Annotated in this window: 13 protein-coding genes, 4 tRNA genes and 1 pseudogene; 14 read left to right on the top strand and 4 right to left on the bottom strand. The window is 65.4% G+C overall.

The window, feature by feature from the left end:
* The first annotated feature begins 28 nt into the window (after positions 1-28).
* On the top strand, positions 29-1,219 hold the full coding sequence (locus QM748_RS12205) for a CaiB/BaiF CoA transferase family protein (protein ID WP_415247210.1): 1,191 nt from the start codon (positions 29-31) through the stop codon (positions 1,217-1,219).
* 106 nt (positions 1,220-1,325) lie between these two features.
* On the opposite strand, the gene QM748_RS12200 is transcribed toward QM748_RS12205, so the two are convergent.
* From QM748_RS12200 to QM748_RS12185, 4 genes are all read right to left on the bottom strand, one after another.
* Positions 1,326-1,751 (bottom strand): PhaM family polyhydroxyalkanoate granule multifunctional regulatory protein, encoded by a 426-nt coding sequence (locus tag QM748_RS12200; RefSeq protein ID WP_415247209.1) that lies wholly within the window; start codon positions 1,749-1,751, stop codon positions 1,326-1,328.
* A 126-nt stretch (positions 1,752-1,877) separates the two neighbouring features.
* Entirely contained in the window at positions 1,878-2,585 is a 708-nt protein-coding gene (locus tag QM748_RS12195; protein ID WP_415247208.1) for a hypothetical protein, read from the bottom strand.
* Between the two features lie 102 nt (positions 2,586-2,687).
* Positions 2,688-3,461 (bottom strand): class I SAM-dependent methyltransferase, encoded by a 774-nt coding sequence (locus tag QM748_RS12190; RefSeq protein WP_415247207.1) that lies wholly within the window; start codon positions 3,459-3,461, stop codon positions 2,688-2,690.
* A gap of 58 nt (positions 3,462-3,519) precedes the next feature.
* Positions 3,520-7,113: an indolepyruvate ferredoxin oxidoreductase family protein gene (locus tag QM748_RS12185; RefSeq protein ID WP_415247206.1), complete on the bottom strand. Its 3,594-nt coding sequence runs from the start codon at positions 7,111-7,113 to the stop codon at positions 3,520-3,522.
* 250 nt (positions 7,114-7,363) lie between these two features.
* On the opposite strand from QM748_RS12185, the gene QM748_RS12180 reads away from it, so the two are divergent.
* From QM748_RS12180 to rpoC, 13 genes and pseudogenes are all read left to right on the top strand, one after another.
* Positions 7,364-7,448, top strand: a tRNA-Tyr gene (locus tag QM748_RS12180).
* Between the two features lie 106 nt (positions 7,449-7,554).
* A tRNA-Gly gene (locus QM748_RS12175) sits at positions 7,555-7,628 on the top strand.
* A 17-nt stretch (positions 7,629-7,645) separates the two neighbouring features.
* A tRNA-Thr gene (locus tag QM748_RS12170) sits at positions 7,646-7,720 on the top strand.
* Positions 7,721-7,822: 102 nt separating this feature from the next.
* Entirely contained in the window at positions 7,823-9,013 is a 1,191-nt protein-coding gene (gene tuf, locus QM748_RS12165) for an elongation factor Tu (protein ID WP_415247196.1), read from the top strand.
* A gap of 60 nt (positions 9,014-9,073) precedes the next feature.
* Positions 9,074-9,149 (top strand) — tRNA-Trp (locus QM748_RS12160).
* Positions 9,150-9,175: 26 nt separating this feature from the next.
* Positions 9,176-9,523, top strand: a complete 348-nt coding sequence (secE, locus tag QM748_RS12155) for a preprotein translocase subunit SecE (protein ID WP_415247205.1) — start codon at positions 9,176-9,178, stop codon at positions 9,521-9,523.
* 1 nt (position 9,524) lies between these two features.
* On the top strand, positions 9,525-10,058 hold the full coding sequence (gene nusG, locus QM748_RS12150) for a transcription termination/antitermination protein NusG (protein WP_415247204.1): 534 nt from the start codon (positions 9,525-9,527) through the stop codon (positions 10,056-10,058).
* A 132-nt stretch (positions 10,059-10,190) separates the two neighbouring features.
* Positions 10,191-10,622 carry a 50S ribosomal protein L11 gene (rplK, locus tag QM748_RS12145; protein ID WP_415247203.1) on the top strand — a complete coding sequence of 144 codons (432 nt, stop codon included), beginning with the start codon at positions 10,191-10,193 and terminating at the stop codon, positions 10,620-10,622.
* 2 nt (positions 10,623-10,624) lie between these two features.
* Positions 10,625-11,323, top strand: coding sequence for a 50S ribosomal protein L1 (gene rplA, locus QM748_RS12140; RefSeq protein WP_415247202.1), 699 nt, complete (start codon positions 10,625-10,627; stop codon positions 11,321-11,323).
* Between the two features lie 260 nt (positions 11,324-11,583).
* A complete protein-coding gene (gene rplJ / locus QM748_RS12135; RefSeq protein WP_415247201.1) occupies positions 11,584-12,084 on the top strand; it encodes a 50S ribosomal protein L10 in 501 nt (166 codons plus the stop codon).
* A gap of 66 nt (positions 12,085-12,150) precedes the next feature.
* Positions 12,151-12,525, top strand: coding sequence for a 50S ribosomal protein L7/L12 (gene rplL, locus QM748_RS12130; protein WP_415247200.1), 375 nt, complete (start codon positions 12,151-12,153; stop codon positions 12,523-12,525).
* A gap of 185 nt (positions 12,526-12,710) precedes the next feature.
* Positions 12,711-16,844: a DNA-directed RNA polymerase subunit beta gene (rpoB, locus tag QM748_RS12125; protein WP_415247199.1), complete on the top strand. Its 4,134-nt coding sequence runs from the start codon at positions 12,711-12,713 to the stop codon at positions 16,842-16,844.
* An 85-nt stretch (positions 16,845-16,929) separates the two neighbouring features.
* Positions 16,930-21,142 (top strand): annotated as a pseudogene (rpoC, locus tag QM748_RS12120) (DNA-directed RNA polymerase subunit beta').
* The last annotated feature ends 5 nt before the right edge of the window (positions 21,143-21,147 follow it).

The following is a 21,147-nucleotide window of genomic DNA, read 5'->3' as shown; positions in this document are numbered from 1 at the left end:
CGGGCGCCGCCTTCATATGGGGATGCCGATGAACGAAAACTCTCGCGATGATGCTCGGCTGCCGCTGGCCGGTGTGCGCGTGCTCGACCTGACCCGCCTGCTGCCCGGCCCGCTGGCGACGCAGCACCTTGCCGACTACGGCGCCGACGTGATCAAGATCGAGGACACCGGTGCCGGCGACTACGCCCGCAGCATGGGGGCGATGGGCGGCGACACCAGCTGGTTCTACCAGGTGGTCAATCGCAACAAGCGCAGCCTGCGCCTGGACCTGAAGCATGCCGAAGGCAGGGCGGTGTTCGAGAAGCTGGTGGCCGGCGCCGACATCCTGGTCGAAGGCTTCCGCCCGGGGGTGATGGACAAGCTCGGCATCGGTTACGAAGCACTGGCCCGCATCAATCCGCGCCTGGTGTTCTGCAGCATCTCGGGTTATGGCCAGACCGGCCCTTATGCACAGCGCGCCGGGCATGATCTCAACTATGTCGGCTATGCCGGGGTGCTCGACCAGATCGGCACTGCCGGCGGTGCGCCGGCGCTCTCCAACCTGCAGCTCGGAGACCTGCTCGGCGGCACCATGACCGCCTTGTTCGGCATCCTGACCGCCCTGGTCGATGCCCGGGCGAGCGGCAAGGGGCGCATGGTCGATGTGTCGATGACCGACGGCGTGATGGCGCACGCCATTTTTCCGTTGGCCGAAGTGTTGGCGAGCGGACAGGTGCGGCCGCGCGGCGCGGATCTGTTGACCGGACAGGTACCGTGCTACGGTGTGTATCGCACCGCCGACGGGCGCTACATGGCGGTCGGCGCGCTGGAGGAGAAGTTCTGGAACATGGTCTGCGATACGCTGGAGCGGCCGGACCTGAAGCCATTCCACCTGGCGACCGGCGAGGCCGGGGAGGGGGCGAAGGCCGAGCTTGCGGTGATCTTCGCCAGCCGCAGCCAGGCCGAATGGGTGTCGCTGTTCGATGGTGTCGACTGCTGCGTGACGCCGGTGCTGCGCCTGGAGGAGAGCCTCGAAAACCCGCAGCTGAAAGCGCGTGGCATGGTGGTCGAAGTGGATGGCGTGCGCCAGTTCGGTCCGCCGGTGAGGCTGTCGGGCATGCCGGAGCAAGTCTTCCGGCCGGCGCCGAAAACGGCGGGTGCCGATAGCGATGAAGTGTTGGGCGAGGCAGGGCTGAGCGCGGCCGATATCGCGCGTCTGCGCGAGACGGGCATTATCTGAGAAGTGCCGCTTGCGTCTTGCGAGTGGTGCTGACAGACCATGAAAAAAACGCCCCCTCCCCGGTCGAGACCGGGGAGGGGGCGCCTGCGGGCTCCACGCCCGGTCTTTACTTGTCGCCGGCCGGCTTGCGGCGGGTGCTGCGGCTGCTCGTCTTGGCCTCGGCGGCGGGCGCGGCCGTGTCGGCTTGCGGCTGCTCGGTCGGGGTCATCAGGTTCCAGGGCCACATCGCCGCGGCGGCGGCAAAGGGGTTGGCGCTGCTGTCGGGCGCTGCGTCGTCCGGGTCGGAACGCGTGCTCATCGCCTTGACCGCGGAGAGCGCGGCGCGTTGCAGCTCCAGACCCTGGATGCTCATCTGCAGCATGTTCAGGTTCATCTTCAGCCAGCCTTCGACTGCCTTCATGTCGGTGATGCGCTTGTCCAGCTCATCGACGTCGAGGGTGGGCGTGACCATGCCCGGAAGCGAAAAACCCATGCTGCTCCACATGCCGCGAACGAATTCGAGCGGATCCTGCGCGTTGTGATCCTGAGACATTGGCACGCTCCCGATAAGTTGTGGTGATAGCTCAATATATTACCTGATGCATTGCCTGGCTGCTGAAATCGTGTCGGCGATCCGGCTCCAGATCCTGCGACGGCGGAGATGGCTGCGTGCTTCGCCTCAGTGGGGACGGCGTGCCGTGCCGGCCAGACGCAAGGGGCGCTCCGTTGCCGGCAGCGGCTCGATGTCGTCGAGCTGCTCGTCCTCTACGGTGGTTGCGGCGAAGTCGATCTCGAGCACTTGCAGCACCTGGCGGGCGATCGAACGGCAGGCGTTGGCCAGCGGTGTCGGCAGGTGCTCCGGTATCTGTCGCTGCAGCAGCAGCTTCGAAGAGGACAGCGCATTGACCGGCCGCAGGATGCGGTGGCGGTGGGCGTGCATCAACTGTGCGACGGCGCGGTCGGCGGCATCGCGCTGCCAGGCGTTGGTCGGCCACTGCGAGGGCACGGCATAGGCGCGCGGGAACATCTCGAGGTCGCGCAGCACGGTGCGGATGTCTTCGTGCGAGTCACGGAACGGCAGCAGCACGATGTCCGACAGCGCATAGAGCGTGCGGTCCATCTCGGTGCGGTTGCCGCCGCCGTCGATGATGCCGATCCAGTTGTCGAGTCCGCGCAGCTTGTCCACGACCTTGCTCAGCGCTTCACGGGTGCGGGCGTCGGCGGTGACGTAGCGCCGGCCGGCGGGCGACAGCGGTTCGCGCGAGGTGTCGGTGAGCACGCAGGCGGCGCGCTGGCCGAGCAGGCCGAGGCCCTGGCACAGCATGTGCGATAGCGTGGTCTTGCCGGTGCCGCCCTTGTTGCCGATCACGCAGATGATCTCAGCCATGAATCCGTCCATCCTTTGCTGGCGGCCGCGGTCGACCGCACGATGGGAATTATCGCGGCGCGGTGCGGTGGGCAAGGGCTGGAAAAGCGCCTGTTCGACCCGCTATTTCGGTCTATCGGCAGCGTCGCCCGAGCCGCCGATCCGGTAGAGGTGAAGCTGCGTGGCGCGCCGGTCGCCGACGGCGACGATACGCTCGGCTTCGGCGCCGGGCACGGGGAAGCTGTTGCTGACGAGCAGGCTGCCGGGTTTCATCTCGGCGCGGGCCTTGGCCCAGACTGCTGCCATCGGCACTGGCGACAGGAAGGCATACACCATGTCGTGGTCCGACCATGCCGTTGCGAACAGGTCGCCACGCCGCCAGTCGATGTTGGACTGGCGGCGTGTCAGCAGGCGGCCGAGCAGCCAGGGCAGGGGGGCGAGTTCGATGCCGCTGAAGTGGCTATCGGGCCGGGCGCGGGCGAGCGGGCGAATTACCGAGCCCGTGCCGGCGCCGATGTCGAGCAGGCGGGCCGGCGTGGCGGGCAGCAACTGGCCGAGGGCTGCCGCAGTCGCGCGATTGCTGAGATAGAGCGGGACGCGGCTGCGGAAGCTCGTCCAGTACACAAGCAACAGCAGGATGAAAGCAGTGAGGAACCAGCCGGGGTGCAGGTTCAGCGTCCGCGCCAGCCCATGGGCGAGCAGCGCGGCGGGCAGGAAGCCGAGATGGATCGGCAGCCACCAGCGCTCGCTGCGCAGCAGCAGGCTGGCAAGCGCGGCCAGGCTCGCCTGGGCGGCGACCAGCGGCCACAGGCCGGTGATGAGTCCGGCACGGGCGAGGGCGAAAGCGCCTGCTGCGCCCAGCAGTTGGGCGCAGAGGGCTTTGAGGGCTGGCGGCATCGGCTGCGTTGGGAGGTAAAAGATGCCGATCTTAGCCTGCATCCCGAGGTTTATCGGTTCAGGCTGTTATCTCCGTGCGTGGCCTGGTGTCAGCCGCGGCTTCCGTGTTCGAGTCTGGCTGTTCGGCAGGGCTCGCCGGGGCGGCCCGCCATTGCGCCAATAGCTGCTTGCGCTGCTGCGCCGCCCAGGACATGTTCCTGGCCTTGACGTGGCCGAAGCCGCGAATGCGTTCGGGCAGTTCGACGAGCTGGATCGCCAGCGGCAGGCGGTCCGGGCTCAGGCTGCTCAGCAGTTCCTCGACGTCGGCCTCGAACTCCGTGATCAGGGCACGCTCGGCTCGCCGCTCCGAGGTATGGCCGAAGACGTCCCAGCGCGTGCCGCGCAAGCGCTTGAGGCTTGCGAGCAGGCGGAACAACTTCAGCACCCAGGGGCCGAAGCTGCGCTTGGCGATGCTGCCGGTGCGGGGGTCGGGGCGCGCCAGCAGCGGTACGGCGAGATGGAAGCGCAGGCTGTAGTCGCCTTCGAAGGTCTCGTCGAGCTGCTGCCGGAATGCAGCCGCGGCATGAAGGCGGGCCACCTCGTATTCGTCCTTGTAGGCGAGCAGCCTGGCATGGCTGCGCGCGACGGCTTCGGTCAGGCGGGTGCTGCCGGCGCCGATGCAGCGCGCCTCCGCTTCGCGCACGCGCTCTACCAGGCGGCGGTAGCGTTCGGCATAGGCTGTGTCCTGGTAATCCGTCAGCATTGCCACGCGGCGTTCGATCAGGGCGTCCAGGCCGGGCTCCGGGTGGTTTTCAGGGCTTCGCCGCGGCAGCAGCGCTTCGACGCTCTGCAGATCGTGGGCCGCCCGCCTGCCCCAGCGGAAGGCGTCCTTGTTCATGCCGACCGCCGCGCCGTTGAGTTCGATCGCCTGCATCAGCGCCGCTTCGGACACCGGCACCAGACCGCGCTGCCAGGCGAAGCCGAGCAGGAAGGGATTGACCGCCAGGCCGTCACCGAGCAGCGCCAGTGCCAGTCGCTGCACGTCGATGAAGTCGCTGTCGGCGGTGGTGGCGTCGCGCAGGGTGGCGACCATGCGCTGTTGCGGGAAGGCCCAGTCGGGGTCGTGGGTGAAGGCCGAGGTGGGGATCTCGGCGGTGTTGATCACGGCACGGCTGCGCCCGGCCGCCATCTTGGCGAGCGCTTCGACGCTGGCGCTGACGATCAGGTCGCCGCCGATCACCGCATCGGCTTCGCCGGCGGCGATTCGGACCGCATGCAGCGACTCGGGCTGGTCGGCGATGCGGATGTGGCTGAAGACTGCGCCGCCCTTCTGCGCCAGTCCGGTCATGTCCAGCACGGTGACGCCCTTGCCGTCGAGGTGGGCGGCCATGCCGATCAGCGCGCCGATGGTGATGACGCCGGTGCCGCCGACGCCGGTGACGAGGATACCGAAAGGCGTGGTCGTCGATGGCAACTGCGGAGCAGGCAGCGGCGGCAGGCGGGATTCGTCGCCGGCGATGGCCTGGCCCTTGCGCAGGCTGCCGCCTTCGATGGTGACGAAGCTGGGGCAGAAACCCTTGAGACAGGAATAATCCTTGTTGCACGAGGACTGGTCGATGCGGCGCTTGCGGCCGAGATCGGTCTCGACCGGCAGGATGGACATGCAGTTGGACTGGTCGCCGCAGTCGCCGCAGCCTTCGCAGACCGCCTCGTTGATGAATACCCGCCGCGCCGGGTCGGGATAGGTGCCGCGCTTGCGGCGGCGGCGCTTCTCGGCGGCACAGGTCTGGTCGTAGATCAGCGCGGTGACGCCGCCCGAGGCGCGCAGCTCGCGCTGGATCAGGTCGAGCTCGTCGCGGTGGCGGATCAGCACGTGGGCGAGGTCGGCCGGGCCATAGGCGCGCTCGGTGCCGTCGGTGACGACGACGATGTTGTGCACGCCCTCGGCCTGCAGCTGGCGCACGATCGTGGGCACGTCGAGCGGGCCGTCGTGGGGCTGGCCGCCGGTCATGGCGACGGCGTCGTTGTAGAGGATCTTGTAGGTGATGTTGACCCGTGCGGCGACGGCCTGGCGGATCGCCATCAGGCCGGAATGGAAGTAGGTGCCGTCGCCCAGGTTGGCGAAGATGTGGGCTTCGTCGGTGAACGGCGCCTGGCCGACCCAGGGCACGCCCTCGCCGCCCATATGGGTGAAGGTCTGGGTGCGGCGCTCGGGCATCCAGGTCGCCATGTAGTGGCAGCCGATGCCGGCCAGCGCGCGGCTGCCTTCCGGAACGTGGGTGGAGGTGTTGTGCGGGCAGCCCGAGCAGAAGGTGGGCACGCGGTCGGCGCTGAAGCTGCGCTGCGCCAGGGCCTGCTCCTTGGCCTGGAGGAAGGCGACGCGGGTTTCGATGCGCTCCGAGGTGAAGAAGCGGCCGATGCGCAGCGCGATGGCGCGCGCGATCATCGCCGGCGTCAGTTCGCCGGCGGCGGGCAGCAGCCAGGTGCCGTGGTCTATCGTGCCGTCCGGGCGCTGCACGTGCGCCCATTCCCCTTTCTCGTCGAACTTGCCGACCACCCGCGGGCGCACGTCCTCGCGCCAGTTGTACAGTTCTTCCTTGAGCTGGTATTCGAGCAACTGGCGCTTTTCCTCGACCACCAGGATCTCGTCCAGGCCTTCGGCGAAGCTGCGCACGCCGTCGGCCTCGAGCGGCCAGACCATGCCGACCTTGTAGACCCGCAGGCCGATTTCGGCCGCCAGCGCCTCGTCGATGCCGAGGTCGTCGAGTGCCTGGCGCACGTCCAGATAGCTCTTGCCGCTGGTGATGATGCCGAGCCTGGGGCTGGGCGAGTCGATGACGATCCGGTTGAGCCGGTTGGCGCGGGCGTAGGCCAGCGCGGCATACAGCTTGTAGTGCAGCAGGCGTTTTTCCTGCACCAGCGGCGGATCGGGCCAGCGCAGGTTGAGGCCGTCGGCCGGCAGGGCGAAGTCGGTCGGTATCACGACCTGCACGCGCTGGGGATCGATATCCACCGAGGCGGAGGTCTCGACGGTGTCGGCGAGCGCCTTGAACGCGACCCAGCAACCGGAATAGCGCGACAGGGCGTAGCCATGGACGCCGAAATCGATGTACTGCTGCACGCCGGCGGGGGCGAGCACCGGCATCATCATCGACTTGAAGAAGTGGTCGGTCTGGTGCGGCAGGGTGGAGGACTTGGCGGCGTGGTCGTCGCCGGCGACCACCAGCACGCCGCCGAAACGGGCGCTGCCGGCGGCATTGGCGTGGCGGAAGACGTCGCCGCAGCGATCGACGCCCGGGCCCTTGCCGTACCACATCGCGAACACGCCGTCATGGCGGGCGCCCGGCGACAGCTGCACCTGCTGGCTGCCCCAGACCGCGGTGGCGGCGAGGTCTTCGTTGATGCCGGGCTGGAAGACGATGCCGAGCCGTTCGAGATGGCTGCGTGCTTTCCACAGCGTCTGGTCTAGGCCGCCGAGCGGCGAGCCCCGATAGCCCGAGACGAAGCCGGCGGTGTCGAGGCCAGCAGCCTCGTCGCGGGTCTTCTGGATCATCAGCAGGCGGACCAGCGCCTGGTAGCCGCTGAGATAAACCCGGCCGCTTGCGGTGGTGTACTTGTCGTCCAGGCTGGCTGGCCTGGCGGTGGAGTGGGGGGCATGTTCGGGTTCGGCCATGGCGCTTCCTCCTTCCAGAGCTTTGCTTTCCGGAATGGCACAGGCTGCCTGCGACAGGCCTTGTGGGCGGCGCTGCAGGAAGCCGGCACGGTCAGGCTAAGCCAGTGTGTGCAGTGCCTTCAATGCCGGAAAACCCGCAAGAACCCCGGCTCGCCGCGAAACGGGCAGCGATGGCCGGCGTGGGCACGGGAAGCTGTAAAAAGTGTTTGACATGGATAAGTGCGTCGCCTATAGTGCGTGGCTCTCGCGTGGAGGGATACCCAAGCGGTCAACGGGATCAGACTGTAAATCTGACGGCTCAGCCTTCGAAGGTTCGAATCCTTCTCCCTCCACCAGTAATACAGACGTCGGGCGGCGCGTTCGGTTCGCAGTCCGGTCGGCGTAGCAGTGAATGGGTTGAGGAATCGGCTGCGAGTTCATGCAGTGGTTTGCAATGGCTGTGCGGGTGTAGCTCAATGGTAGAGCAGAAGCCTTCCAAGCTTATGACGAGGGTTCGATTCCCTTCGCCCGCTCCAGATGTGCTGTTTTCGGCGCCCTTGTAGCTCAGTGGTAGAGCACTCCCTTGGTAAGGGAGAGGCCACGTGTTCAATCCACGTCAAGGGCACCACTCATTTTCTGCCTGGCCTGGCGCGGCGGCCAAGATGACCGGATTCCGGTCTGAATGGGCGCCGTTCTGGTTTTTCTGGTTCTGATTCTTAAGGATGGCGATATGGCTAAGGGTAAGTTTGAGCGGACGAAGCCGCACGTCAACGTTGGCACGATTGGTCACGTTGACCACGGCAAGACGACGCTGACGGCCGCGATCACGACGGTGCTGACGAAGAAGTTCGGCGGCGAAGCGAAGGACTATGCATCGATCGACAGCGCGCCGGAAGAAAAGGCACGCGGCATCACGATCAATACCGCGCACGTTGAATACGAAACCGGTTCGCGCCACTACGCCCACGTCGACTGCCCGGGCCACGCCGACTACGTCAAGAACATGATTACCGGCGCTGCCCAGATGGACGGCGCGATCCTGGTGTGCTCGGCCGCCGACGGCCCGATGCCGCAGACCCGCGAGCACATCCTGCTGGCCCGCCAGGTGGGCGTGCCCTACATCGTCGTGTTCCTGAACAAGTGCGACATGGTCGACGACGAAGAGCTGCTCGAGCTGGTCGAGATGGAAGTGCGCGAGCTGCTGTCGAAGTACGACTTCCCGGGCGACGACATCCCGATCATCAAGGGTTCGGCGCTGAAGGCGCTCGAAGGCGACCAGTCGGACATCGGCGAACCGGCGATCTTCCGCCTGGCCGACGCGCTGGATAGCTACATCCCGACGCCGGAACGCGCGATCGACAAGCCCTTCCTGCTGCCGATCGAAGACGTGTTCTCGATCTCGGGTCGCGGCACCGTGGTGACCGGCCGTGTCGAGCGCGGCATCGTCAAGGTTGGCGAGGAAATCGAAATCGTCGGCATCAAGCCGACGGTCAAGACCACCTGCACCGGCGTTGAAATGTTCCGCAAGCTGCTGGACCAGGGCCAGGCGGGCGACAACGTGGGCGTGCTGCTGCGCGGCACCAAGCGTGAAGACGTCGAGCGCGGCCAGGTGCTGGCCAAGCCGGGTTCGATCACCCCGCACACCCACTTCACCGGTGAAGTGTATGTGCTGTCGAAGGAAGAGGGCGGTCGTCACACGCCGTTCTTCAACAACTATCGTCCGCAGTTCTACTTCCGTACGACGGACGTGACCGGTTCGATCGAGCTGCCGGAAGGCACCGAGATGGTGATGCCGGGCGACAACGTGTCGATCACGGTGAAGCTGATCGCGCCGATCGCGATGGAAGAAGGTCTGCGCTTCGCGATCCGCGAAGGCGGCCGTACCGTCGGCGCCGGTGTGGTCGCCAAGGTCATCGAGTAATCTGCTCGCTGACCGGTGTAAGGGCGCATCCTGGCGGATGCGCCTCGTAGTCTCTGCTGCAGGGGTATAGCTCAACTGGCAGAGCGTCGGTCTCCAAAACCGAAGGTTGGGGGTTCGATTCCCTCTGCCCCTGCCACAATTTTTTCCGGGTGGTTTTCCGCAATGGCCGATAAGTTGAAGTTTGCGCTGGCTCTGGCTTTGCTGGCTGCCGGTGTTGTCGGCTTCTATCTGCTTTCCGAGCAGCCGCTCGTGCTTCGTGTGCTGTCCGTCCTGGTGGGCGTGGCTGCAGGCGTTGCCGTGGCCTGGTTCTCCGGGCCGGGGCGCCGTTTCGTCGAATTCGCGCGCGAAGCGGTCGTCGAGACGAAAAAGGTCGTCTGGCCGAGCCGCAAGGAAACGGTCCAGACGACAGGTCTCGTGTTTGCCTTCGTGGTCGTGATGGCGATCTTCCTGTGGTTGACCGACAAGAGCCTGGAGTGGGTTCTGTACGATCTCGTTCTGGGTTGGAAGTGATATGACGAAGCGTTGGTACGTGGTTCATGCCTATTCCGGCTTCGAGAAGTCGGTTCAGCGTGCGTTGATCGATCGCGTCAATCGTGCGGGCATGCAGGATTCCTTCGGCCAGATCCTGGTTCCGGTCGAAGAGGTCGTCGAGATGAAGGGCGGTCAGAAGAGCATCACCGAACGCAAGTTCTTCCCGGGCTACGTGCTCGTCGAGATGGAAATGAACGACGAGAGCTGGCATCTGGTGAAGTCCACGCCGAAGGTCACCGGCTTCGTCGGCGGCACGGCGAACAAGCCGGCGCCGATTTCCGAGAAGGAAGTCGAGAAGATCATGCAGCAGATGCAGGACGGCGTTGACAAGCCGCGTCCCAAGGTGCTGTTCGAGATTGGTGAGGTCGTTCGCGTCAAGGAAGGCCCGTTCACCGACTTCCATGGCTCGGTGGAAGATGCGAACTACGAAAAGAGCAAGCTGCGCGTTTCCGTGACCATCTTCGGTCGCGCGACGCCAGTCGAACTGGATTTCACTCAGGTCGAAAAGACCTGAGTGCAAAGCGGCAGGCCTGATGGTCTGCCGTAACCCGTTCACGGCCGCCTCGGGCGGTCCATGAACGGCAGGCAAGGCGAGGAGCGCCGGGATTTACCGGTGCGCTAGCACTCAATACAGGAGCAAGCCGCAATGGCAAAGAAAATCATTGGCTACATCAAGCTGCAGGTGCCGGCCGGCAAGGCCAACCCCAGCCCCCCGATCGGTCCGGCGCTGGGTCAGCGCGGCCTGAACATCATGGAATTCTGCAAGGCCTTTAACGCCAAGACCCAGGGTCTCGAGCCGGGCCTGCCGATTCCGGTGGTGATCACCGCGTTTGCCGACAAGTCCTTCACCTTCATCATGAAGACGCCGCCGGCGACCGTGCTGATCAAGAAGGCAGCCGGCCTGCAGAAGGGCTCGGCGAAGCCGCACACCGACAAGGTCGGTTCGATCACCCGCGCCCAGGTCGAGGAAATCGCCAAGACCAAGATGCCGGACCTCACCGCTGCCGACATGGAAGCCGCCGTGCGCACGATCGCCGGCTCCGCCCGCAGCATGGGCATCACTGTGGAGGGCCTGTAATCATGGCGAAACTTTCCAAGCGAGTTCAGGCGCTGCGCGCCAAGGTCGACCGCAACCAGGCTTATCCGGTGGCTGATGCCCTGGCGCTGGTCAAGGAATGCGCGACCGCCAAGTTCGACGAATCGATCGACGTCGCTGTTAACCTCGGCGTCGATGCACGCAAGTCCGACCAGGTCGTCCGTGGTTCGGTGGTGCTGCCCGCCGGTACCGGCAAGAGCGTCCGCGTCGCCGTGTTCGCCCAGGGCGACAAGGCCGAAGCCGCGCGCGCCGCAGGTGCCGAAGTCGTCGGCTTCGACGACCTGGCCGAGCAGGTCAAGGCCGGTAACCTCGATTTCGACATCTGCATCGCCACGCCGGACGCCATGCGCGTCGTCGGTCAGCTGGGCCAGATCCTCGGCCCGCGCGGTCTGATGCCGAACCCGAAGGTCGGCACCGTGACCATGGACGTCGCCACCGCGGTTAAGAATGCCAAGGCCGGTCAGGTCCAGTACCGTACCGACAAGGCTGGCCTGGTGCACGCCACCATCGGCCGTGCTTCCTTCGGCGTCGAAGCGCTGCAGCAGAACCTGTCGGCCTTCGTCGACGCGCTGGTCAAGGCCAAGCCGGCCGCAGCCAAGGGTGTTTACCTGCGCCGCATCGCGGTCTCCAGCACCATGGGTGCCGGTGTCCGCGTCGATCCGAGCAGCGTCAACGCTGCTTGATGAACCTGTGCCGCTCCCGGGCGGCACGAACAGAACTTTGGGCCGTGCCGGTCTCCGGCGCGGATCGTCAAAGACCGCAGGTGCGTAAGGTCAGAGCCTAGCTCCGGCCAAGCGTTTAATCGTCTCCGGACGGCCTGCGCAGATGGTGTGCCCAGAACAGGATTATGGCTGCGCTGCAGCCTCGCTCCTGATCCAGGTCGCCGTGGGTGCGAACCGTGTCTTTCCGGTTCGTGTGTTGACTTGAAAAGGAGGAAAGACCTGTGGGTCTCAATCTGGATGACAAGAAAGCCGTAGTGGCTGAGGTGTCGGCACAGGTGGCCAACGCCCAGACGATCGCGGTGGCCGAGTATCGCGGCGTCGAGGTGGGTGATCTCACCGTGCTGCGTGCCAAGGCTCGCGAAGCTGGCGTGTACCTGCGTGTGCTGAAGAACACCCTGGTCCGTCGCGCGATCGCCGGTACCCCGTTCGAGGGGCTGGCCGATCAACTGACCGGTCCGCTGATCTATGGCATCTCGACCGATCCGGTCGCTGCTGCCAAGGTGCTGAACGATTTCGCCAAGGGCAACGACAAGCTGGTGCTGAAGGCCGGTTCCTATGCGGGCAAGACGCTCGACCAGGCCGGTGTCAAGGCGCTCGCCTCGATCCCGAGCCGCGAGGAACTGCTGTCGACCCTGCTGGGCGTCATGCAGGCGCCGGTGTCGGGCTTCGCCTGCGCCATGGCCGCTCTCGCCAAGAAGCGCGAAGAAGAAACCGCTGCCTGATCGCAGCCTTTCCTTCGCCTCGTTCGCACAAGCAAACTGAACATAATCGATTCTGGAGTTTTTGAAATGGCAATCACCAAAGAAGACATCCTCGAAGCCGTTGGCGCGATGACCGTCATGGAACTGAACGACCTGGTCAAGGCGTTCGAAGAGAAGTTCGGCGTTTCCGCTGCCGCCATGGCCGTGGCCGCCCCGGGCGCCGGCGCTGCCGCTCCGGCCGCCGAAGAGAAGACCGAATTCGACGTCGTGCTGACCGCCGCCGGCGATAAGAAGGTCGAGGTCATCAAGGTCGTCCGTGCCGCCACCGGCCTGGGCCTGAAGGAAGCGAAGGACGTCGTCGACGGCGCGCCGAAGACCGTGAAGGAAGGCGTGTCGAAGGCCGATGCCGAAGCGCTGAAGAAGCAACTGGAAGACGCTGGCGCCAAGGTCGAGATCAAGTAACATTCGGCTTTCCAGCGGGGCTGGCATTCTTCGGAGTGCCAGCCCTTTCGTGCTTTGTGCCGAAGCTCGCGGGCAGCGGGTCAGGGACGAAGCCAGAGCAGAGCGTTTGCGGGCCGCGTGGCGGCCAGGATTGAAGCGGACGCTGTGTTCTGTTTTTAGATGTCAGCCCTCTAGCCGGAGCATCCATGGCGTATTCCTACACCGAAAAGAAACGTATCCGCAAGAGCTTCGCCAAGCGCGCGGCCGTGCTCGATGCGCCTTTCCTGCTCGCCACCCAGATCGAGTCCTTCGCCGAATTCCTGCAGGCCGAAACCCTGCCGGAAGCAAGGCGCAATCAGGGCCTGCAGGCGGCCTTCACCTCGATCTTCCCGATCTCGAGCCACAGCGGCAACGCGCGGCTCGAGTTCGTCCAGTACATGCTGGGCGAGCCTGCCTTCGACGTGAAGGAGTGCCAGCAGCGCGGCCTCACCTTCGCTTCGCCGCTGCGCGCGCGCGTGCGCCTGGTCATCATGGACCGCGAAGCGCCGAAGGAAACGATCAAGGAAGTGAAGGAGCAGGAAGTGTACATGGGCGAGATTCCGCTCATGACCACCACCGGCTCCTTCGTCATCAACGGTACCGAGCGCGTCATCGTCTCGCAGCTGCACCGTTCGCCCGGCGTGTTCTTCGAGCATGACCGCGGCAAGACCCACTCCTCGGGCAAGCTGCTGTTCTCGGCCCGCATCATTCCCTACCGCGGCTCCTGGCTCGACTTCGAGTTCGATCCCAAGGACTACCTCTACTTCCGCGTCGACCGCCGCCGCAAGATGCCGGTGACGATCCTGCTGCGCGCCATCGGCATGAGCCCGGAAGAGATCCTGGCGACCTTCCACGACTTCGACAACTTCCACCTGCAGAGCGAAGGCGCCCAGTTCGAACTGGTGCCCGACCGCCTGCGCGGTGAAGTGGCGCGTTTCGACATCGTCACGCCGGACGGCAGGATCATCGTCGCCCGTGACAAGCGCATCACCTCTAAGCACATCCGCGAGATCGACCAGGCCGGCGTCAAGACCATCGGCGTGCCGGACGAGTTCGTCCTTGGCCGCGTCATCGCTAACGACATTGCCGATCCCGAGACCGGCGAAGTGCTGGCGCGCGCTAACGACGAACTGACCGAAGACCTGCTGGACAAGCTGCGCCTGGCAGGCGTCACCGACCTGCGCACGCTGTACATCAACGACCTCGACCGCGGCGGCTACATCTCGCAGACCCTGCGCATCGACGAGACCAGCGACCAGTGGGGCGCCAAGGTCGCGATCTACCGCATGATGCGTCCGGGCGAACCGCCCACCGAGGATGCGGTGGAAGGCCTGTTCAACGGCCTGTTCTATGCCGAGGAGCGCTACGACCTGTCCTCGGTCGGCCGCATGAAGTTCAACCGCCGCGCCTATCCGGAGAAGATCGACGACAAGGCGCCGGGCTGGCTCAAGCGCTTCTACGAGCGCGTCGGCGCCCAGGGCGAGGACGGCCCGGGCGTGCTGGTCAATGACGACATCCTCGCCGTGATCGGCGTGCTGGTGGAGCTGCGCAACGGCCGCGGCGAGATCGACGACATCGATCACCTCGGCAACCGCCGCGTGCGTTCGGTCGGCGAACTGGCCGAGAACCAGTTCCGTGCCGGCCTGGTGCGTGTCGAGCGCGCGGTCAAGGAGCGCCTGTCGCAGGCCGAGTCCGACAACCTGATGCCGCACGACCTGATCAACGCCAAGCCGATCTCGGCCGCGATCAAGGAGTTCTTCGGTTCCAGCCAGCTGTCGCAGTTCATGGACCAGACCAATCCGCTGTCCGAGATCACGCACAAGCGCCGCGTCTCGGCCCTCGGCCCGGGCGGCCTGACGCGCGAACGCGCCGGCTTCGAGGTGCGCGACGTGCACCCGACCCACTACGGCCGCGTGTGCCCGATCGAAACGCCTGAAGGCCCGAACATCGGCCTGATCAACTCGCTGGCCGTGTATGCCCGCACCAACCGCCACGGCTTCCTCGAGACGCCGTACCGCAAGGTGGTGGATGGCAAGGTCACCGACCAGATCGACTTCCTGTCGGCGATCGAGGAAGGCCAGTACGTGATCGCCCAGGCGAATGCCGAGATCGACGAGGCCGGTGAGCTGGTTGGCGACCTGGTGTCCTGCCGCCACAAGGGCGAGTTCCTGCTGGCGACCGCGGACATGGTCCAGTACATGGACGTCGCGCCGGGCCAGATCGTGTCGGTCGCCGCGTCGCTGATTCCCTTCCTGGAACACGACGACGCGAACCGCGCGCTGATGGGCGCCAACATGCAGCGCCAGGCCGTGCCCTGCCTGCGGCCGGAGAAGCCGCTGGTCGGCACCGGCATCGAGCGCCGCGTGGCGGTGGACTCGGGCACTGCGGTGCAGGCCATGCGTGGCGGCATCGTCGACTACGTCGATGCCAACCGTATCGTGGTGCGGGTGAACGACGACGAGGCTCTGGCGGGTGAGGTCGGCGTCGACATCTACAACATGATCAAGTACACCCGTTCGAACCAGAACACCAACATCAACCAGCGTCCGGTGGTGAAGGTGGGCGACCGCATCGCCAAGGGCGACGTCGTCGCCGACGGCGCCTCGACCGACCTCGGCGAGCTCGCGCTGGGCCAGAACATGCTGGTCGGCTTCATGCCGTGGAACGGCTACAACTTCGAAGACTCGATCCTGATCTCCGAGCGCGTGGTCGCCGACGACCGCTTCACCTCGATCCACGTCGAGGAACTGACCGTCGTCGCCCGCGACACCAAGCTCGGACCCGAGGAAATCACCCGCGACATCGCCTCGCTGGGCGAGGCGCAGCTGTCGCGCCTGGACGAATCGGGCATCGTCTACATCGGCGCCGAAGTCGAGGCCGGCGACGTGCTGGTCGGCAAGGTCACGCCGAAGGGCGAGACCCAGCTGACGCCGGAAGAAAAGCTGCTGCGCGCGATCTTCGGCGAGAAGGCTTCCGACGTGAAGGACACTTCGCTGCGCGTGCCCTCGGGTATGGTCGGCACCGTCATCGACGTGCAGGTGTTCACCCGCGAAGGCATCGAGCGCGACAAGCGCGCACAGTCGATCATCGACGACCAGCTGCGCAGCTTCAAGACCGATCTGGCCGACCAGATGCGCATCGTCGAGCGCGACGCCTTCGCCCGTATCAAGCGCATGATCCTGGGCCAGAAGGTCAACGGTGGGCCGAAGAAGCTGGCCAAGGGCGCCGAGCTGAGCGAGGAATACCTCGATTCGCTCGAGTTCTACCACTGGTTCGACATCCGCCTGGCCGACGAGACCCTGGCGACCCAGCTCGAAGCCGTGCGCGAAGGTCTGGAGAACACCCGCAAGGACTTCGATCAGGCTTTCGAGATCAAGAAGAAGAAGCTCACCCAGGGCGACGAACTGCCGCCGGGTGTGCAGAAGATGGTCAAGGTCTACCTGGCGGTCAAGCGCCGCCTGCAGCCGGGCGACAAGATGGCCGGTCGCCACGGCAACAAGGGCGTGGTGTCGAAGATCGTGCCGGTCGAGGACATGCCCTACATGGAAGACGGCACACCGCTCGACATCGTGCTGAACCCGCTGGGTGTGCCCTCGCGGATGAACATCGGCCAGATCCTCGAGACCCACCTCGGCTGGGCGGCCAAGGGCCTGGGCCAGCAGATCGACAGGATGATGAAGGCCCAGGCCTCGGCCGACGAGCTGCGCGGCTTCCTGGACCAGATCTACAACCGCAGCGGCAAGTCGGAAGACATCGCTGGCCTGAGTAACGACGAAGTGCTGGATCTCGCCGGCAACCTGAAGAAAGGCGTGCCTTTCGCCACGCCGGTGTTCGACGGCGCCAAGGAGTCCGAGATCGAGCAGATGCTGGAGCTTGCCGGCCTGCCGGTCGGCGGCCAGGTCACGCTGTTCGACGGCCGTACCGGCGAAGCCTTCGAGCGGAAGGTCACGGTGGGCTACAAGCACGTGCTGAAGCTGCACCACCTGGTCGACGACAAGATGCACGCCCGTTCGACCGGCCCGTACTCGCTCGTCACCCAGCAGCCGCTGGGCGGCAAGGCGCAGTTCGGCGGCCAGCGCTTCGGTGAAATGGAAGTGTGGGCGCTGGAAGCCTACGGCGCGGCCTACACGCTGCAGGAAATGCTGACGGTCAAGTCCGATGACGTGACCGGCCGGACCAAGGTGTACGAAAACATCGTCAAGGGCGAGCACAAGATCGATTCCGGCATGCCGGAGTCCTTCAACGTGCTGGTGAAGGAAATCCGCTCGCTCGCGATCGACATCGATCTCGACCGCGAATGAGAACCGAGATTTCGCACCAACAACCCGCCTGCGATTGAATCCCGGGGCCGCCGCACACGATGCGGCGGCCCGGATGGAGTGATAGATGAAAAGCCTGCTCGCTGACCTGTTCAAGCAAACCCTGCCGAACGAGGAAGAGTTCGACGCGATCACCATCGGGCTCGCCTCGCCCGACAAGATCCGCACCTGGTCCTACGGCGAAGTGAAGAAGCCGGAGACCATCAACTACCGTACCTTCAAGCCGGAGCGCGACGGCCTGTTCTGCGCCAAGATCTTCGGCCCGGTGAAGGACTACGAGTGCCTTTGCGGCAAGTACAAGCGCCTGAAGCACCGCGGCGTGATCTGCGAAAAGTGCGGCGTCGAGGTGACGCTGTCCAAGGTGCGCCGCGAGCGCATGGGCCACATCGAGCTGGCCTCGCCGGTCGCCCACATCTGGTTCCTGAAGAGCCTGCCGAGCCGTCTCGGCATGGTGCTCGACATGACCCTGCGCGACATCGAGCGCGTGCTGTACTTCGAAGCCTTCGTCGTCGTTGAGCCGGGCATGACTCCGCTGAACCGCGGCCAGCTGCTGACCGAAGACGACTACCTCGCCAAGGTCGAGGAGTACGGTGACGACTTCGACGCCGTGATGGGCGCCGAAGGCATCCGCGAGCTGCTGCGCACGCTCGACGTCAGCCTGGAAGTCGAGAAGCTGCGCGGCGATCTGGAAACCACCAACTCCGAAGCCAAGATCAAGAAGTTCTCCAAGCGCCTGAAGGTGCTCGAGGCTTTCCAGCAGTCCGGCATCAAGCCGGAATGGATGGTGCTGGAAGTGCTGCCGGTGCTGCCGCCCGACCTGCGCCCGCTGGTGCCGCTGGACGGCGGCCGCTTCGCCACTTCCGATCTGAACGACCTCTACCGCCGCGTCATCAACCGCAACAACCGCCTGAAGCGCCTGCTGGAACTCAAGGCGCCGGACATCATCGTGCGCAACGAGAAGCGCATGCTGCAGGAAGCCGTTCGACTCGCTGCTCGACAACGGCCGCCGCGGCAAGGCCATGACCGGTGCCAACAAGCGCCCGCTGAAGTCGCTGGCCGACATGATCAAGGGCAAGGGCGGCCGCTTCCGCCAGAACCTGCTGGGCAAGCGCGTCGACTATTCGGGCCGTTCGGTGATCACCGTGGGTCCGCAGCTCAAGCTGCACCAGTGCGGCCTGCCGAAGCTGATGGCGCTGGAACTGTTCAAGCCCTTCATCTTCAACAAGCTCGAGCTGATGGGGCTGGCGACGACCATCAAGCAGGCCAAGAAGATGGTGGAGTCGCAGGAGCCGGTGGTGTGGGACATCCTCGAAGAGGTGATCCGCGAGCATCCGGTGCTGCTGAACCGAGCACCGACGCTGCACCGCCTCGGCATCCAGGCTTTCGAGCCGGTGCTGATCGAAGGCAAGGCGATCCAGCTCCATCCGCTGGTCTGCGTCGCCTTCAACGCCGACTTCGACGGTGACCAGATGGCCGTCCACGTGCCGCTGTCGCTCGAGGCGCAGATGGAAGCCCGCACCCTGATGCTGGCCTCCAACAACGTGCTGTCGCCCGCCAACGGCGAGCCGATCATCGTGCCCTCGCAGGACATCGTGCTGGGCCTGTACTACGCCACCCGCGAGGGTGTGAACGTGCCGGGCGAAGGCATGCTGTTCACCGACGTCGGCGAGGTCAAGCGCGCCTACGAATCCGGCCAGATCGCGCTGCACGCGCGCATCACCGTGCGCCTGAAGGAAGCCGACCTCGGTCCCAACGGCGAACGCATCGAGAAGATCAAGCGCTACGACACCACCGCCGGCCGCGCCATCCTGTCGGAGATCCTGCCTGCCGGGCTGCCCTTCAGCGTCATCGACAAGCCGCTGAAGAAGAAGGAAATCTCCAAGCTGATCAACGCCTCCTTCCGCCGCTGCGGCCTGCGCGCGACGGTGATCTTCGCCGACCGCCTGATGCAGTTCGGCTATGGTCTGGCGACCCGTGCCGGCCTGTCGATCGCGGTCAAGGACATGCTGGTGCCGACGGCCAAGCACGAGCTGATCCGTGCCGCCGAAGCCGAGGTCAAGGAAATCGCCCAGCAGTACACCTCCGGTCTGGTGACCGACGGCGAGCGTTACAACAAGGTCGTCGATATCTGGGGCCGCTGCGGCGACCAGGTCGCCAAGGCGATGATGGAGCAGCTCGGTTCCGAGGAAGTGGTCAACCGCGAAGGCAAGACCGTCCGCCAGGAATCGTTCAACTCGATCTACATGATGGCCGACTCGGGCGCACGCGGTTCCGCCGCCCAGATCCGCCAGCTGGCCGGCATGCGCGGCCTGATGGCGAAGCCGGACGGCTCGATCATCGAGACGCCGATCACGACGAACTTCCGCGAAGGCCTGAACGTTCTGCAGTACTTCATCTCGACCCACGGCGCCCGTAAGGGTCTGGCCGATACCGCGCTGAAGACCGCGAACTCCGGCTACCTGACCCGCCGTCTGGTCGACGTCACCCAGGATCTGGTGGTGATCGAGGACGACTGCGGCACCCGCGACGGTTTCGCCATGAAGGCGCTGATCGAAGGCGGTGAAGTCGTCGAGCCGCTGCGCGAGCGCATCCTGGGCCGCGTCACGGCCGAGGACGTGGTCAATCCGGACACCCAGGAAACCGTGATCGAGGCGGGCAGCCTGCTCGACGAGGGCGCAGTCGATACCATCGAAGGCCTGGGCGTGGACAAGGTCAAGGTACGTACCCCGCTGACCTGCGAAACCCGCTACGGCCTGTGCGCCAAGTGCTACGGCCGCGATCTCGGCCGCGGTTCGATGGTCAATGCCGGCGAAGCGGTCGGCGTCATCGCCGCACAGTCGATCGGCGAGCCCGGCACCCAGCTGACGATGCGTACCTTCCACGTCGGTGGCGCGGCGTCGCGGGCGGCGGCTGCCAGCGGCGTCGAAGCCAAGTCGGGCGGTACCATCCGCTTTGCCGGCAACATGCGCTACGTCTCCAACGCCAAGGGCGAGAAGGTCGTCATCGCGCGTTCGGCCGAAGTGGTGGTGGCCGACGACATGGGCCGCGAGCGCGAGCGCCACAAGCTGCCCTACGGCGCGCTGCTGCTGGTCGATGACGGCGCAGCGGTCAAGGCCGGCACCCAGCTGGCGAGCTGGGATCCGCACACCCGTCCGATCGTCACCGAGTACAGCGGTACGGTGAAGTTCGAGAACGTCGAGGAAGGCGTCACCGTCGCCAAGCAGATCGACGAGATCACCGGTCTGTCGACCCTGGTCGTGATCGATTCAAAGCGCCGCTCGGCGACGGGCAGCGCCAAGGGCGTGCGGCCTCAGGTCAAGCTGCTGGACGAGAACGGCGAGGAAGTGAAGATCGCCGGTACCGACCACGCGGTGGCGATCACCTTCCAGGTCGGTTCGCTGATCACGGTCAAGGACGGCCAGCAGATCGGCGTCGGCGAAGTGCTGGCGCGGATTCCGCAGGAATCGGCCAAGACCCGCGACATCACCGGTGGTCTGCCGCGTGTTGCCGAGCTGTTCGAGGCGCGTGCGCCGAAGGATGCCGGCATGCTCGCCGAATACACCGGCACGGTTTCGTTCGGCAAGGAAACCAAGGGCAAGCAGCGCCTGGTGATCACCGAGCCGGACGGCACCGCGCACGAATTCCTGATCCCGAAGGACAAGCACCTGATGGTGCACGACGGCCAGGTGGTGAACAAGGGCGAACTGATCGTCGATGGTCCGGCCGATCCGCACGACATCCTGCGCCTGCAGGGCATCAGCGAGCTGGCCCGCTACATCATCGACGAGGTCCAGGACGTCTATCGTCTGCAGGGCGTGAAGATCAACGACAAGCACATCGAGGTGATCGTCCGCCAGATGCTGCGCCGCGTCGTGATCACCGATGCCGGTGATACCAAGTTCATCCGCGAGGAGCAGGTCGAACGCTCCGAGGTGCTGGACGAGAACGACCGCATGGAAGCCGAAGGCAAGCTGCCGGCGCAGTACGAAAACGTGCTGCTCGGCATCACCAAGGCTTCGCTGTCGACCGACTCCTTCATCTCGGCGGCGTCCTTCCAGGAAACAACCCGCGTGCTCACCGAAGCCGCGATCATGGGCAAGCGCGACGAACTGCGCGGCCTGAAGGAAAACGTCATCGTCGGCCGCCTGATTCCGGCCGGCACCGGCCTGGCCTACCACCGCAGCCGCAAGGCGCAGGAACAGGGGGTGGATCTGGGACCGGAACATGCGTGGGCGACAGAAATTGCCGTCGAACCGAGTCAGGACATCGAGGCCGGTTGACTTTT

It is taken from the genome of Thauera sp. (genome assembly GCF_047601425.1).
GTDB lineage: Bacteria > Pseudomonadota > Gammaproteobacteria > Burkholderiales > Rhodocyclaceae > Thauera.
The sequence above is the reverse complement of the archived record's forward strand: the minus strand, read 5'-3'. Positions and strand labels throughout refer to the sequence as shown.

Bases quoted from the DNA above. Each gene is read 5' to 3' on its own strand.
- tuf (WP_415247196.1), top strand. From the start codon at position 7,823: ATGGCTAAGGGTAAGTTTGAGCGGACGAAGCCGCACGTCAACGTTGGC.
- rpoB (WP_415247199.1), top strand. From the start codon at position 12,711: ATGGCGTATTCCTACACCGAAAAGAAACGTATCCGCAAGAGCTTCGCC.
- rplL (WP_415247200.1), top strand. From the start codon at position 12,151: ATGGCAATCACCAAAGAAGACATCCTCGAAGCCGTTGGCGCGATGACC.
- QM748_RS12200 (WP_415247209.1), bottom strand. From the start codon at position 1,751: ATGTCTCAGGATCACAACGCGCAGGATCCGCTCGAATTCGTTCGCGGC.
- QM748_RS12205 (WP_415247210.1), top strand. From the start codon at position 29: ATGAACGAAAACTCTCGCGATGATGCTCGGCTGCCGCTGGCCGGTGTG.
- QM748_RS12195 (WP_415247208.1), bottom strand. From the start codon at position 2,585: ATGGCTGAGATCATCTGCGTGATCGGCAACAAGGGCGGCACCGGCAAG.
- rplA (WP_415247202.1), top strand. From the start codon at position 10,625: ATGGCGAAACTTTCCAAGCGAGTTCAGGCGCTGCGCGCCAAGGTCGAC.
- QM748_RS12185 (WP_415247206.1), bottom strand. From the start codon at position 7,113: ATGGCCGAACCCGAACATGCCCCCCACTCCACCGCCAGGCCAGCCAGC.
- nusG (WP_415247204.1), top strand. From the start codon at position 9,525: ATGACGAAGCGTTGGTACGTGGTTCATGCCTATTCCGGCTTCGAGAAG.
- rplK (WP_415247203.1), top strand. From the start codon at position 10,191: ATGGCAAAGAAAATCATTGGCTACATCAAGCTGCAGGTGCCGGCCGGC.
- QM748_RS12190 (WP_415247207.1), bottom strand. From the start codon at position 3,461: ATGCCGCCAGCCCTCAAAGCCCTCTGCGCCCAACTGCTGGGCGCAGCA.
- secE (WP_415247205.1), top strand. From the start codon at position 9,176: ATGGCCGATAAGTTGAAGTTTGCGCTGGCTCTGGCTTTGCTGGCTGCC.